A 14,171-nucleotide genomic window follows, 5' to 3' on the forward strand; every position below is an offset into this window, starting at 1 on the left:
GACGAAGGAAATCTTCACCCGCCGCTTGCCGCGCGTGATGCCGACATAGGCAAGGCGCCGTTCCTCCTCCAGCCCCGAGCGCCCGCCTTCGTCCAACGAGCGCTGGTGCGGAAACAGGCCTTCCTCCCAGCCGGGCAGGAACACGGTCTCGAACTCCAGGCCCTTGGCCGAATGCAGCGTCATAATCGACACGGCGTCGGTCTGGGCGTTCTGCTCGGTGTCCATCACGAGCGCGATATGCTCGAGAAAGCCGGGCAGGCTTTCGTAATCGTCCATGGAGCGGATCAGCTCCTTGAGGTTTTCCAGCCGGCCCGGCGCCTCGGCCGAACGGTCGGCCTGCCACATCTCGGTATAGCCGGACTCGTCGAGGATCATCTCGGCGAGATCGGTGTGGCGTGTCGTGGACAGGAGGCCGGACCAACGGTCGAAGTTGCGCGCGACCTCCGCCAGCGCCGCGCGCGGGCGCGGCTTCAGCTCGTCGCCTTGCACGAGATCGCCCGCCGCCGCCAGAAGCGGCATGCCCTTGGCTCTGGCATATTCGTGCAGGAGCTTCAGCGCCGCGTCGCCGAGGCCCCGTTTGGGCGTGTTGACGATGCGCTCGAAGGCGAGATCGTCGGCCGGCTGACAGACGCAGCGAAAATAGGCCAGCGCGTCCCGGATCTCCTGGCGCTCGTAGAAGCGCGGGCCGCCGATGACGCGGTAGTTGAGGCCGAGCGTGACGAAGCGATCCTCGAACTCGCGCATCTGGAACGAGGCGCGCACGAGGATCGCCATGTCGTTCAGCTTGTGGTCCTTGCGCTGTAGCTGCTCAATCTCATCGCCGATCGAGCGCGCCTCCTCCTCCGAATCCCAGCCCGCGTTGACGGCGACCTTCTCTTGCTCTGGGTCGTGGAAATCGGTGAACAGCGTCTTGCCCAGCCGGTCCTCGTTCACGGCGATGAGGCCGGAGGCCGCGCCCAGGATATGCGCGGTGGAGCGATAGTTGCGCTCCAGGCGGATCACGCTCGCGCCCGGAAAGTCCTTCTCGAAGCGCAGGATATTGTCCACCTCCGCGCCGCGCCAGCCATAGATGGACTGGTCGTCGTCGCCGACGCAGCAGACGTTCACCTTGTCCTGGCCGGCGTCGCGGCGCACCTGCGAGCTTTGGGCGAGCAGCCGCAGCCAGAGATACTGCGCGACATTGGTGTCCTGATATTCGTCCACCAGGATGTAGCGGAAGCGCCGATGATAGTCGGCGAGGATGTCCGGATGGTCGCGAAAGATCGCGATCGGATGCAGAAGCAGATCGCCGAAATCGGTGGCGTTCAGCGTCGCCAGCCGCGCCTGATAGGCGCGGTAGAGCTCGCGCCCCTTGCCGTTGCCGAAGGAGCGCGCGTCGCCTTCGGGGATCGTCTCCGGCGTCAACCCCTTGTTCTTCCAGCCGTCCAGAAGATTGGCGAAGGTGCGCGCCGGCCAGCGTTTGTCGTCTAGATTCTCGGCCTGCAGCAATTGCTTGATGAGGCGAATCTGGTCGTCCGTGTCAAGAATGGTGAAGTTCGACTTCAGCCCCACGAGTTCGGCGTGGCGGCGCAGGATCTTCACGCCGATCGAGTGGAACGTGCCGAGCCAGGGCATGCCCTCGACCTCGCCGCCGACGAGAAGCCCGATGCGCGTCTTCATCTCGCGCGCGGCCTTGTTGGTGAAGGTCACGGCCAGGATCTGCGAGGGGTAGGCGAGGCGCTGGCTGAGGATATGGGCGATGCGCGTGGTGAGCACCCGTGTCTTGCCCGTGCCCGCGCCCGCCAGAACCAGAACCGGCCCTTCCGTGGTCTCCACGGCGGCGCGCTGCTCGGGATTGAGGCCCGCGAGATAGTCGGCCGCCGGCGTCGCCACGGGGCCGCCGCGGGCGGCCAGAGCGCGCGCGGCGATGCCGGAGGATTTCTTCGGGGGCGGCGCGGATGGATCGGTCATCTCGGTCATGGCCGACTACTTAATGGATTCTTCCGGGAACACTAGGGGAACAGGCCCCACGGAGTGAAGGGGGATTTCGCACGCCGGCTTCGTGATCCTCGCCCGCAAGCCTTTGTTTGCCGCGCTTGGCAAGTTGATCGCCGATGCGCGCAAGCCGCATGACCGCCGGGCGGCAAAACTGTTAGGATTTCCGGAGGTTGGGGCATGCGCCCCGTGATTCGAGCGAAATTCGAGGGGAAGGCTCAGGCGTTGCGGCTGTTCATCGTCTTCGGCGGCTTGCTGATCGCGTGTCTTCTAGCTCTTCTGGTGGGTCCGCGCTTCGTGGACTGGACGGGCTATCGCACGGCGTTCGAGACGGAGGCCTCGCGCCTCGTCGGGCGCAAGGTCGAGGTGCGCGGCGCCGTCTCCGCCCAGCTCCTGCCCTTTCCCTCCATCGCCTTCAACGACGTCGTGGTGGGGGAGGCGGCCGACCCGATTCTGACCATGGCGGCCTTCCGCATGGATGCCGAGCTTGCGCCCTTCCTGTCGGGCGAAGTCCGCATCTTCAACACCGAGCTGGACGCGCCGCGCCTGTCGCTGCCCGTCGATGCCGGCGGCGCGGTGCGCTGGCCGATCGCCGCTTCCAGCCTGCCGACCAGCCTGCCGGTCGTTTTCGAGAAGGTGCGCATCGCCGACGGCTCGGTTCTCCTGACCGACCGCAGGCTCGACCGCCGCGTCCGGCTGGATGCGATCGACGCCGATCTGTCCGCCCGCTCGCTTCTCGGCCCCATCTCCGGCACGGGAACGCTGCGCCTCAACGACCAACCGTTGCGCGTCAGCCTGTCGACCGGCATCGCGCCGGGCGACGGAACCCTGTCGCTTCGCGTGACGGCCGAGTCCGATTCGCCGAGCCTTTCGGTCAGCGTGTCCGGCATCGCCTCCAGCGTGCCGGGCAAGCCGCTCGTGGATGGAACGCTGACCCTGCGCACGCCGCTGGCCGAGCCGAGCCTTCGCGCGGTGACGCCCTGGCCCGCCATCCAGCTTCACGGCGGCTTTCAGCTTTCCACCCAGCGCATCGCCCTGTCTGACCTTCGCGCCTCCGTGGGCGAGGGCGAAACGCCTTATCTCGTCACCGGCGCGGCGTCCCTCAACCTCGCACCGATCCCGCATTTCGATATCGACCTTTCTGGCCAGGACATCGATCTCGACCAGATCGCCCCGACCGGCACCGAAGCGGGAACGGCGCCGAGCTTCACCGACCGGGTGCAGGCCGTGCGCGCTGCCCTGCGGCGTCTGCCGGCGAGTCCCTTTCCCGGCCGCGTGCGCCTTGCCCTGCCGATCGTGACGATCGGCGACACGCCGATCCGCGAGGTGCGTTTTTCCGGCTCGCCGTCGCAGGGCGGCTGGTCGATCGACCGCATGTCGGGCGAGTTGCCGGGCCGCACGCTGGTGGAGGCCTCGGGCGTCGCGGAACTCGGCGCAACGCCCGGTTTTCGCGGATCGCTGCTTCTCGCCGCGCGCCAACCGGCAACCTTCTTCAACTGGGCGGGGCTCGGCGGCACCGCCAGTCTGGCGCAGCTGGAGCAGGCCGGCCTCCAGGCCAAGGTGGAGCTGAGCGCCGCCACGCAGCGCTTCGATCAGCTCGAACTCAATCTCGGCGGACAAGTTCTGCGCGGCACGGTGAACCGAACCGTGCGGCCCGAGGGCGTGGCGACGGCGGTCGAACTGCGCGGCGACGCGGTCGATCTCGAACCGCTTCTGGCGCTGGCCCGGCTGCGGCCGCAGGCCGAGGGCGAGGCGGAGCGGACCGAGCTGCAACTCTCCGCCGCGCCCCTGCGCTACGCCGGTATGCAGGCCGACAGTGTGGAAGCGGACGTGACGCTGTCGGGCGACCTTCTCGACATCAGCGCCTTCGACGCCAACGGCTTCGCAGGCGCGGACATTCACGCCGAGGGCACAATCGCTACCGTGTCGAGTGCCCCGGTGCCCGATCTCAGCGTCGAGCTTTCCGCCGACGAGCCTGCCCGCTTCCTCGCCTTCCTGCGGACGCGCCTGCCGGAGAGCCCGCTTCTCAAACTCGTGGCCGCGCGCGGCACGGCGCTCGGGCCGCTGTCGCTGAGCGGCACGGCTTCGCCGATTACCGCTGCCGGCCGAAACGATCTCGTGGCCGAACTCAGCGGACAGGCGGGGGGCACGGCGCTCACGGTCAAGCTCGCGTTGGAAAACGGCCTCGCCGCCGCTTGGAAGGACGGGCGCTTCGGGCTGGACATGGTGCTGCGCAACGACAAGCCGGTGGATCTTCTCGGGCAGGTCGGCCTTCCCGCGCTCGATCTCGGCGCGCCGGGTCCGCTCGCCCTGCATCTCGTGTCCTCCGGCGCGCCGAGCGAGGGGGCGAGCGTTTCGCTGAGCGCGGAGGCGCCGGGCTCCAGCCTGACGCTGGAGGGCACGGCGGCGCTGGCGGAGGCGGGCCTCGCCTCACTCGACGCGCGCCTTGCGCTTCGCAGCGAAGAAGCTAGCCTTTGGCTGACGACGCTGGGCCTCGGTCTCGGCCAGGGCGTCGATGCCTTGCCGGTGGACGCCAAGGCCCAGCTCAAATGGTTCGGCGGCGACTGGGTTCTGGACGAGGCGGAGGGTCATGTCGCCGACAATCGCTTCACCGGGCAGCTTTCGGCGGCCGGTGGCAGCGGCGTCATCGGAAAGCTGCGGCTCGACCATCTCTCGGCCGACTGGCTGCTCACCCTGCTGACGGGCGTCGCGCAGGAAGGCGCGGACGCAGACACCCACCCCTTCGCCGCGCCCTTCCTGCCCGAGCGCGCCTTCCGGCTGGCGCTGGAGGCGGAAACGCTGGAGGGGGCGCCTGGCTCTCTTCGCGATCTCAAGGCGAATGTGAGCGGCACGGCCACGGAACTGACCGTCAGCGATTTCGAGGCCGGGCTCGGCGAAGGACGGGTGGAGGGCAGCGGCCGGTTCAGCAATGTCGGCGGCCTTGTCGGCACGCGTTGGACCTGGCGCCTGGCCGACCGGCCGGTGCAACTGGGAGGCGGGGAGGGCGCCATCCTGTCCGGCCTGCTCGATGCTGACATGAGTTTCCAGGCAGGTGGGCAGAGTTGGCAGGCACTGCGCCTTTCGGCAGACGGAACCGGAAACGCCTCGCTGCGCAACGCCAAGCTCTTCGGCACCTCGCCTGACGTGATGCGACCCGTTCTCGCCGCCGCCGACGAGAAAGGCTTCAGCGCGAAGGACGAGGCAGTCGCGCGTCTCGTGGGCGAGGCTCAGACGGCGAGCAGTCTCGATCTCGGTACGGTGTCGGCCGGGCTGCGGCTCGGCAACGGCACGCTGCAGATCGGGCCAGCCGAGGCGCAGGCCAGCGGCCTGACCCTCAACGGCGAAGCGCGCGTCGCGCTAGCTGACCGCGTCCTGTCGGGTCGCATCGACATCGCGCTTCCCAAGCCTGCGGAGGAGGACGTCGTGGACGCCCCCGATCCGGCCCTTGTCTACACGCTCTCGGGCACGCTTTCGCAGCCGCGCCGCGACATCGGCGTCGGTCCTCTCACCAGCTATCTCGCCTCCCGCGCCTATCAGATCGAGCAGGCGCGGGTTCGCACGCTCGAAGAGGCGCTGCGCGAAACCGTGCGCCTGCGCCGCGAAGTTCGCTTCTACGAGGCGCGGGCGAAAGAGCGGGACGCGCTTCGCGACGCACGCTTGAAAAGCGAGGAGGAAGCCCGGCGCGCCGAGTTGGAGCGCGCAGAGGCCGCTCGTGCGGAGGCGGCTCGCGCGGAGGCCGCCCGGGTCGAGACCGAGCGTCGGCGCGCGGCCAGCGAAGCCGCCGCCACGCCGAACCCGCCATCCGCCGCGACCGGCACGCTCGATCTCGAAGCCCCGCCCGTGACCGTGCCGCAACCCGCCTCGCCGAGCGGTTTCCCGAATCTTCCCGGTGTCCAGAATCCGACGCGGTTCTGAGCGGTGCAAGGGGACTGAGAGATAGGAGCGTAGGTGCAATCGCTGTCTCTCTCGATGGAAGGCAGCGCTTGGGAGCCTACGACCAGACTCGCTGGCAGGAGGATAGGAGTGATGTCTTGTCGGTCGCTAGGGACGAGGCTTGGGGGTAATGCTGAGGCGCGGTGCGTGCTATCTGCGACGACATAAGCGGACAAGAGCTATCCGCTTGTTCTCAGCAGGTTTCGCCTGAATGCAGAAGCGATGTCTGAACAGCGACAGCACGATCTGATTTGGCACCTTCGCTGCCGCCCGAAGCAGGAATGCGATTAAAGATCACGCAACGGATCATGCCTGATCGTCCTAGCGATCGGTCGCAAACGCACCTATGCGTGGCCTCTGGGGTGCTCAGACGGCAGCCCTATCATCCCTTGCAAATCAGGCTCGTGCTTTTTCCGCGCTTTACCCTTTGGTCAGGTCGCTTTCGTTACGGTCCCAGAAGATGGAATGCCTGAGCAGGCAAAGGCCGGCTTAACCTCCAGGCATGTTCCCGAAATACCGGCTTCCGTCATAGAGCCGTTGCCTCTTCAGGCTGGTGGCAAGCCAAGCCGATCTTGTTGTCGTCGGGGTCACGGAAATAGGCGCCGTAATAATGGGGGTGGTAGTGCGGGCGGAGGCCGGGGCCGCCTTCGTCTAGCCCGCCCAGTGCCAGAGCCAAGGCATGGGTTCGATCGACCGCCCCGCGCGAGCCGAGATTGAACGCCACCATCGCGCCGTTGCCCGGCGAGGCGGGGCCGCCGTCATAGGGACGGCCGATCAGAAAGAGCGGGCGGTCGGCTTCGGCCGGCTGCCAGCCAGCCCAGCCGCGCTCGGCATCCTCGAAGCGGAAACGCAGGTTCATCTCGCGTGCCACCGCCGCCCAGAACCGGAGGGCGCGATCGAAATCCGCAATGCCGAGATGGACATGCGACAGCGTGACGTGGCTGGGGTCGCCGCGCTCGGTCGGACTGTCCGCCCGCGCCTGAGCGGCGGCCAGAACATGGAGGCGGATGGCGGAGGAAAGATTGGTGTTGGGGTCACGCACGCCGTCGATCTCGGCCACGCATTCCGCGACCGAGCACCCGTTTCGGGCGGCCAATCGCTTGAGTTCCAGCCAGAACGGCTCCTCGATGCTGATCGAGGTGCGGTGGCCACGAATCGACAGCGACCGCTTTTCGGTCATTCGGAAGCGGGGGGCTCGCGCTTGGCGCCGTCGAGCAGGCGATCGGCCCGGTCCTTGCCGAGTTCGTCGCGTTCCCGATCGGCCTTAGTTCGGCCGTGGCGGGCGCGATTCTCAGCGGCCTTGGTCTCGGCGCAGGCGCGTTCGGAGCGCTTGCGCACGAGGCGGAGATTGACGATCTCGCCCATGGCGAATCAGGTCTTCTTGCGGAACGCGTCCAGCGAAACGACCTCGGCGGACTTTTCAGCCGGCTTGTCCTCGGCGGGTTCCGCGTCCTTCACATCCTTGGCCGCATCCTTGCTGCTGTTCTTGGCAGGGCTCGCGGCCTTGGCCGGTGCCTTGGCGGGCGCAGCGGCTACGACGGGCGCGGGGGCCGGAACGCTGGAGACCGGTGCGAGTGCGGTCGGGGCGGCCGCTTCCTCGCCCTGCGAATTGGCGGCGTCCATGTCCCGCACGTCGAACTCGAGTTCGAAATTCACCGCCGGATCGTAGAAACCACGGATCGCGCTGAAGGGAATGAGCAGGCGCTCGGGGATGTCGGAGAAGGAGAGGCCGACCTCGAAGGCGGTGTCGTTGACCGACAGGTCCCAATACTGGTGCTGGATGACGATCGTCATCAGCTCGGGATACTTCTCGCGCAGCCGCGACGACACGCGCACGCCGGGAGCCGAGGTCAGGAACGTAATGAAGAAATGATGATCCCCGGGCAGGCCGGTCTTCACCACCTCGCCCAGCACCTTGCGGATCACTCCACGCAGCGCATCCTGCGCCAGAACATCGTAACGGATAAGATCCTGACCCATTCGGTCGTCCTGAACTCGCAGACATGGTCGCCGGACTGGCGCTCTAAAAAAGAAGTGGAGGCTTCTGTTGCCAGGCGCCTCCGAGCCCCGCCTAGAAGTGCGAACCCCCAGGGCTTGATTTGAAGCTATCGCACCGCATTAAGCGGCGAGACGGACTTCCGCATAGTTGTCGTTGGCAACTACTTTTACAGCCCGATGACGGTGGTACCATGCCGAGCAAAAGTCCGATCTTTACGCCCTCGTCGATCCTATTTCGCCCCCGCCTCAACCCACGATGCAACGCTCGCGAAGTGGGCTCAGGTGGAGGCGCCGGGTACCGCCCCCGGGTCCGAAAGGTTTATTACATCGGCAGTTTATTGCCATAGCCAGGACGAGCCCAGCACAGCGAATATAGGCATTCGCGGCAGTGGTGGAAAGGCCTGAAATCGAAACTCGCAACCTCGGAGCAAGGAATGTTCGGTCCAAAGGCTCGAATGCCGGCTGGGCGAGACCCGCACGCCCAGTTCAAACGCCTGCACCGAGCGGAGCGCCGAGATGGGGCAGGGGCAGGGCGATGCGCGTTCCCCCGCCCGGCCGCGAGGAAATGTCCGGCTCCCCGCCGAACTGGCGCGCGAGGCGGGTGACGAGCTTGGTGCCGAGGCCCGTTCCGAGCGCGGCCGGAGACGCCATGCCGCGCCCGTCGTCCTCGACCGTCAGACACACGCCCTCTTCGGCCCGCGCGAGCGAAACGAGGATGCGCCCGCGCTCACGCCCCTCGAACGCGTGCTTGACGGCGTTCATGACGATCTCATTGGTGAGAATGGCGAGATAGATCGCGTCCCGCCCGTCCACCACGATCGGCTCCAGCTGCGCCTCGATCTCCACCGGCCGATCGGGGCCGAGCGTCGCGCGCAAGTCCGACAGGGCGCTTTCCACGATCTCGTCCGCCCGCGTGGTGGACAGGTCGTCGCGCAGCCGCAGCCGCCGCTGCGCATTGGCGATGGTCGCCACGCGCTCCTGGGCGGCACGCAGCTGCATCTTCGTGTTGGCGTCGCCCGTCGCCGAAATCTGCAGGCCGAGCATGCCCGAGACCATGGCGAGATTGTTGCCGACACGGTGGTTCACGTCCTGCAGGAGAAGCTCGACGCGCGAGCGCTCGGAAACGGCGCGCTCCTTTTCCCGCACCGCCTCGGCGCGCGCGCCCTCCGCCTCGCTGGTGCGCCGCTCGACCTCAGCCTCCAGTCGGTCGTTGGCCTCCGCCAGCCGGCGCCGCATGTCTTCCGACACGGCGTATTGCCTTTGCCCGACCCGGAAGGTGATGGCGACCAGCACGAGCGCGACGAGCGCGGAGGCCGCGATGGCAAGGGTCGAGACGCGCGTCCAGCGCGCCAGCGCCGCCTCGCGCTCGAGCTGCTTCTCGTCCTCGCTTTGGAGAATATGACGGACCACAAGCCGGATGTCGTCCATCGCCGCCTTGCCGCCGGCGGCGGAGACCAGCGCCAGCGCGTCGTCGCGCCGATCGTCGCGCACCAGCATCACCGTGCGGGTCAGTTCCTGGATCTTGGCGTTCAGGAGTTCGCCGAGGTGATCGACCTGCCGGGCCTGTTCGGGATCGTCGGCCGTCGCGCTTTTCAAGCGCTCCAGATCGGCCGGCACCTGGCCCACCGAGCGCTCGTAAGGCTCTAGGAACGTGGAATTGCCGGTCAGGATATAGCCGCGTTGGCCGGTTTCGGCGTCCTGAAGGCGGCTGAGAAAGGTGAGGGCGCTCGACTGCACGAGCGATGTGTCGCGCAAACCCTCCACGCCGCCACGCGCCATGGTGCTGGACCAGATGGCGATCGAGGCGACGACGATCAGAAGGATGGCCGAAACGCCAGCCAGAACCATGGTGACAGGAAGCGAGGGAATGCCTCTGTGCGCCGGTGTCCCTGCCTCCATGCTCCGTCCCCGCCTGGCTTGTTGGCACGGAATATAGGGTGACGGGCGAAATCTGCGAGAAGGCCCGGTCGGTTCGAAGCCGGCGGGGCCTTGCATGGGCGACCTTATTTCGCCGAGGCGCCGCTCTCGTCCAGGCCGAGCACGGCGGTAAGCTCGCCCCATTCGCGCTTGGTGAGGCCGCTCGATGCCTGATCGATCGGCTCGCCCGCGATCATCCGGCGAACCGCGGTAAGCGCGGTCGCGGACAGCTGCGCCGCGCCGAAGCGATGCTCGAGGAAGGCTTCATGCGTCAGCGGAACCCAGCGCTTGAGGACGTCGATCAACACGTCAGCATAGGCGCGGATTTCATATTGCGCATGCGGGTCGGCGCGCAGGCGCAGAAAGCTCATGAAATTGTGCAGGTCCGCCTTCCAGTACCATTGGGTATAGAAGTTCAGCGACAGATTCATGCGAGCCAATTCGCGTGCGAGGCCCTTGCGGCTCGCGTCCGCGCCGCCCTCGTTCAGCATCAGGGCGTAGTCGTCGTAGCTTCGGGCAGCGTCGCGGCGCAGGAGGTCGAGCACCTCGGCTGCTTCCTCGCCTTGCAGGATCTCGCCGCGCCCCTGCCGGTTGGACGCGGACTGGGCGGCCAGATGCTGCGGCTCGGGAATATAGAACTCGCGGTCGAGCACGGAGTAGCGCGCGGAATACTCGTTGACGCTCGACATGCGGTGGCGAATCCACTGACGCGCCACGAAGATCGGCAGCTTCACATGCAGCTTGATCTCGGCCATCTCGAAGGGCGTCGTGTGCCAATGGCGCAGGAGATAGTGGATGAGGCCGCGATCTTCCGACACGCGCTTGGTGCCGCGCCCATAGGAAACGCGGGCCGCCTGCACCACGGCGTCGTCGTTGCCCATGTAGTCCACGACGCGGATGAAGCCGTGATCGAGCACGGGAATCGGCTGGTAGAGAATGTCCTCCAGCCCGTCCGAAACCGGGCGGATGGTGGAGGCGCGTGCCCCGCGCAGCTGCTCGATCTCCGCGATCTGCTCGCTGGTGAACTGGCTCAACGGATGCATCTCCTGTTTCGACCCGGCGGCGCGCCGCGCGTATCGCTGTTCATTCGGTTATGAGGTCTGCGGCCTTTACGGCTTCCTAACGATGCCTGCCGGGAGGCTGCGAAGGGTGAACGCGCCGAGTCGCGCTTTCTTCCGCTGCCGACCTTTCTAGTTAGGGGCTCATTCATGACGAGTCCCCTTATGACCCAATTCGAACCTCCTCCCCAACTTGTTGCGGTCGTCGCCATGGCGCGCAACCGCGTGATCGGGTCGAAGGGCGAGATGCCCTGGACGCTGCCGACCGACCTGCGGCATTTTCGCGAGCTGACGCTCGGCCGTCCCATGATCATGGGACGCAAGACCTATGAGAGCATCGGCAAGGCGCTGGACGGGCGCGACACGATCGTCCTCACGCGCCAAGCCGACTTCGAGGCGGCGGGCGTCCTCACCGTGCCGGATGCCGAAACGGCGGTGAAGGCAGCGCGTATGATGGCGGCCTCGCGCGGCGCGAACGAAATCGTGATGGCGGGGGGAGGCGAGATGTACCGCATCTTTCTGCCGCTGACGGACCGGATCGAGCTGACGCTGGTGGAGGCCGAACCCGAGGGCGACACGTTCTTTCCCGCCTTCGAGACGGAGGGTTTCGCGCGCCTTGAAATCCGGACTCCGCCGCAAAATCCAAGGGATAGCGCGCCGATCCGCTTCGAGACCTGGAGCCGGGTGAAGCAGTCCGCGCCGGGCTGACGTGAGCGGGCGGCGAAGCGCTACCGGAGCGGGAGCGCGGCGCTAACCATGCCTTCCGCCTCTGGCCTGAAAGCGGGGGCCGCTCGTTGAAAGCGGTTTTTCGAGTTCCTATAAGCATTTCGACGAGTTCGACACGCCGCGCCGCCGCTTGGGCGCCCGGCTGAATCCATTGGAAGGACATTCATGCCCTGGAGCAATCAGACGGGGAATGGCGGCTGGAAGGGCGGCGGCGGTGGCGGCGGCCCTTGGGGCCAGGGGCCGCAGGGGCCGAAGCCCGGCGGCAACAACTCGCCTGATCTCGAGGACATTCTGCGCCGCGGGCAGGACCGGCTGCGCCGCGCCCTGCCGGGCGGCGGCGGTGGTTCTGGTCCCGGCGGCTCGGGCGGGTCGGGCGGCGGCTTGGCGCTTGGCGGCCTCGCGATCGCCGGCCTCGCCGTGGTCTGGCTGATGAACGCGGTCTACACCGTGCAGCCCGACGAGGTCGGGGTCGAGCTTCTGTTTGGCAAGCCGCGCGCCGAGCTGTCGCAGCCCGGCCTCCACTTCGTGATGTGGCCCTTCGAAACGGTCGAGACCGTTCCGGTGGTCGAAAACCAGATCACCATCGGCAGCGGCCAGCGCGCGGGCGATTCGTCCGGCCTCATGCTGTCGGGCGATCAGAACATCGTCGACGTGCAGTTCGCGGTTCTCTACTCGGTGGAAGATCCCAAAGCCTTCCTGTTCAACGTGCAGGACCCGCAGTCGCTCCTGCGGCAGGTGGCCGAAAGCGCCATGCGCGAGGTCGTCGGCCGTCGGCCGGTCGAGGACGTGTTCCGCGACGATCGCGCCGGCATCGCCGAGCAGGTCCGCCTCATCACCCAGACGACGCTCAACACCTATGGGGCGGGTCTGGTGGTGAACGCGATCTCGATCGAGGAAGCGGCACCCCCGTCCGAGGTGGCCGACGCGTTCGAGGAGGTGCAGCGCGCCGAGCAGAACGAGTCGCAGTTCATCGAGGAAGCGCGCCTCTACCTCAACGAGCAGACCGGCCGCGCCCGAGGCGAGGCCGTGCAGATCCGCGAGGACGCCGCCGCCTACAAGGACCGCGTGGTGCAGGAAGCGCAGGGTGAATCGCAGCGCTTCACCGCAATCCTCGCCCAGTACCAGCGGGCGCCGGCGATCGTGCGCGAGCGCCTGTATCTGGAAACGATGGAAGCGGTGCTCGCCAATTCCAACAAGGTCATCATGGACCGCCAGTCCGCCGGCGGGCAGGGCGTCGTGCCCTACCTGCCGCTGAACGAGCTGCAGCAGCAGCGCCCGGCCGGCGCGCCCGGCGCAACGCTCGGCGCGGGCACGCCGACCGCCGCCACCACGCGCGCGCCGGCTACCGGCACCACCGCCTCCGTCTCGACGCCTGCGCAGGGGAACAACTGATGAGCAACCGCTTCTACGGCGTTCTCGTCGGTCTCGCCCTCGTCCTCTTCGTGCTCTGGAACTCGGTCTTCATCGTTCGCGAAAGCGAGCAGGCGGTGGTGACGCGCTTCGGCGAGATCCAGCGCGTGGCGAACGAGCCCGGCCTCTACTTTAAGATGCCCTTCTCCTTCGCCGGAGCGGACAATGTCTCCATGCTGCCGGACCGACTTCTGCGGCTCGACCTCGACAATATCCGCGTTCAGGTGTCCGGCGGCGCCTTCTATGAGGTGGACGCTTTCCTGGTCTATCGCATCTCGGATGCGGCCCGCTTCCGCCAGACCCTGTCGGGCTCGGTGTCGCAGGCCGAGCAGCGGCTTCGCACGCGCTTCGACGCGGCGATCCGCCGCGTCTACGGCTTGCGCGACTTCCAGTCGGCCCTGTCCGAGCAGCGCGGGCAGATGATGGTGGAGGTGCGCGATCAGATCCGCCCCGACGCCGCTTCGCTCGGCATCGATCTTCAAGACGTGCGCATCCGCCGCACCGACCTGACGCAGGAGGTCTCGCAGCAGACATATGCCCGCATGCGGGCCGAGCGTCTGGCCGAGGCCGAGCGGGTTCGCGCGAGGGGCCGCGTTTCGGCGCGAGAGATTCGGGCCGGCGCCGACCGCGAGGTGACGCAGACCGTCGCCGCCGCACGGCGCGATGCGACCATCCTGCAGGGCGAAGGCGAGGCCGAGCGCAACGCCATCTTCGCCGCCGCCTATGGCGCCAACCCGGAGTTCTTCGAGTTCTACCGCTCGCTCCAGGCCTATCGCGAGGCGATGTCGAAGGGTGGCACCACGATGCTGCTGTCGCCGGACACGGAGTTCTTCCGCTACTTCGAGTCGGGCACCGCGCGGGGCAATCTCCCCTCGACGCCCATGGCGACGTCCGCTCCGACGCCTCCGAGTGCGGCTCCGGGACCGGCTGGATCGGCCGCGCCGAACCCGGCACCGGCCGCCGTGCCGGCGCCACCGGCGCCGCCTCAGGCACCGGCCACCGCGCCCGCCAACTGACCGATCTCGAACCGCCCGCGCCCTTCATGAGCGCGGGCGGTTCGCCTTCAAGAGCCTGTGCACCGACCCGGCGCGGGCTCCCTGCCACGCTTTCAGCCCCAGAGAGCGGGGGATGGCGCGCGGCGCTTCTTGATTCGGT

General features: G+C 67.4%; 10 protein-coding genes and 1 other RNA gene. 4 read left to right on the plus strand and 7 right to left on the minus strand.

Translation table 11 applies throughout. From position 1 onward, the window contains the following. Nucleotides 1–1,959 (minus strand): ATP-dependent helicase (locus AUL32_RS09095; RefSeq protein ID WP_062113946.1); only part of this gene is annotated, 1,959 nt, incomplete at its 3' end. Nucleotides 1,960–2,154: 195 nt separating this feature from the next. On the opposite strand from AUL32_RS09095, the gene AUL32_RS09100 reads away from it, so the two are divergent. Continuing rightward, a complete protein-coding gene (locus AUL32_RS09100) occupies nt 2,155–5,889 on the plus strand; it encodes an AsmA family protein (RefSeq protein WP_082659446.1) in 3,735 nt (1,244 codons plus the stop codon). 544 nt (nt 5,890–6,433) lie between these two features. Here AUL32_RS09100 and AUL32_RS24495 read toward each other — a convergent pair. The 6 genes from AUL32_RS24495 to thyX form a co-directional block, all read right to left on the minus strand. After that, nucleotides 6,434–7,087, minus strand: a complete 654-nt coding sequence (locus AUL32_RS24495) for a ribbon-helix-helix domain-containing protein (RefSeq protein WP_082659448.1) — start codon at nt 7,085–7,087, stop codon at nt 6,434–6,436. Continuing rightward, a complete protein-coding gene (locus tag AUL32_RS09110) occupies nt 7,084–7,272 on the minus strand; it encodes a DUF4169 family protein (RefSeq protein ID WP_062113952.1) in 189 nt (62 codons plus the stop codon). Before AUL32_RS09110 ends, AUL32_RS24495 begins: the two co-directional genes overlap by 4 nt. Before the next feature lie 6 nt (nt 7,273–7,278). Continuing rightward, complete coding sequence (locus AUL32_RS09115; RefSeq protein WP_061976606.1) at nt 7,279–7,887, minus strand: SspB family protein; 609 nt, start codon at nt 7,885–7,887, stop codon at nt 7,279–7,281. Nucleotides 7,888–7,940: 53 nt separating this feature from the next. Then, nucleotides 7,941–8,307: a transfer-messenger RNA gene (ssrA, locus tag AUL32_RS09120) on the minus strand. Between the two features lie 84 nt (nt 8,308–8,391). Further along, the gene (locus AUL32_RS09125; RefSeq protein ID WP_192847446.1) at nt 8,392–9,804 is read right to left on the minus strand and encodes a sensor histidine kinase; all 1,413 of its coding nucleotides are present in this window, start codon (nt 9,802–9,804) and stop codon (nt 8,392–8,394) included. Nucleotides 9,805–9,908: 104 nt separating this feature from the next. Next, entirely contained in the window at nt 9,909–10,856 is a 948-nt protein-coding gene (gene thyX, locus AUL32_RS09130; protein ID WP_202814390.1) for an FAD-dependent thymidylate synthase, read from the minus strand. Nucleotides 10,857–11,045: 189 nt separating this feature from the next. On the opposite strand from thyX, the gene AUL32_RS09135 reads away from it, so the two are divergent. The 3 genes from AUL32_RS09135 (at nt 11,046) to hflC (ending at nt 14,032) form a co-directional block, all read left to right on the plus strand. Beyond that, complete coding sequence (locus AUL32_RS09135; protein ID WP_062113957.1) at nt 11,046–11,588, plus strand: dihydrofolate reductase; 543 nt, start codon at nt 11,046–11,048, stop codon at nt 11,586–11,588. A 183-nt stretch (nt 11,589–11,771) separates the two neighbouring features. Next, entirely contained in the window at nt 11,772–12,998 is a 1,227-nt protein-coding gene (gene hflK / locus AUL32_RS09140; RefSeq protein ID WP_062113960.1) for an FtsH protease activity modulator HflK, read from the plus strand. After that, nucleotides 12,998–14,032: a protease modulator HflC gene (gene hflC, locus AUL32_RS09145; RefSeq protein WP_062113963.1), complete on the plus strand. Its 1,035-nt coding sequence runs from the start codon at nt 12,998–13,000 to the stop codon at nt 14,030–14,032. The genes hflK and hflC overlap by 1 nt, the downstream gene beginning before the upstream one ends. Nucleotides 14,033–14,171: the final 139 nt, after the last annotated feature.

The sequence above is a fragment of the Aureimonas sp. AU40 genome (assembly GCF_001463785.1).
GTDB lineage: Bacteria > Pseudomonadota > Alphaproteobacteria > Rhizobiales > Rhizobiaceae > Aureimonas.

Coding starts and splice junctions, on each gene's coding strand:
- AUL32_RS09100 (WP_082659446.1), top strand. CDS start 2,155: ATGCGCCCCGTGATTCGAGCGAAATTCGAGGGGAAGGCTCAGGCGTTG.
- AUL32_RS24495 (WP_082659448.1), bottom strand. CDS start 7,087: ATGACCGAAAAGCGGTCGCTGTCGATTCGTGGCCACCGCACCTCGATC.
- AUL32_RS09110 (WP_062113952.1), bottom strand. CDS start 7,272: ATGGGCGAGATCGTCAATCTCCGCCTCGTGCGCAAGCGCTCCGAACGC.
- AUL32_RS09115 (WP_061976606.1), bottom strand. CDS start 7,887: ATGGGTCAGGATCTTATCCGTTACGATGTTCTGGCGCAGGATGCGCTG.
- AUL32_RS09125 (WP_192847446.1), bottom strand. CDS start 9,804: ATGGAGGCAGGGACACCGGCGCACAGAGGCATTCCCTCGCTTCCTGTC.
- AUL32_RS09135 (WP_062113957.1), top strand. CDS start 11,046: ATGACCCAATTCGAACCTCCTCCCCAACTTGTTGCGGTCGTCGCCATG.
- hflK (WP_062113960.1), top strand. CDS start 11,772: ATGCCCTGGAGCAATCAGACGGGGAATGGCGGCTGGAAGGGCGGCGGC.
- hflC (WP_062113963.1), top strand. CDS start 12,998: ATGAGCAACCGCTTCTACGGCGTTCTCGTCGGTCTCGCCCTCGTCCTC.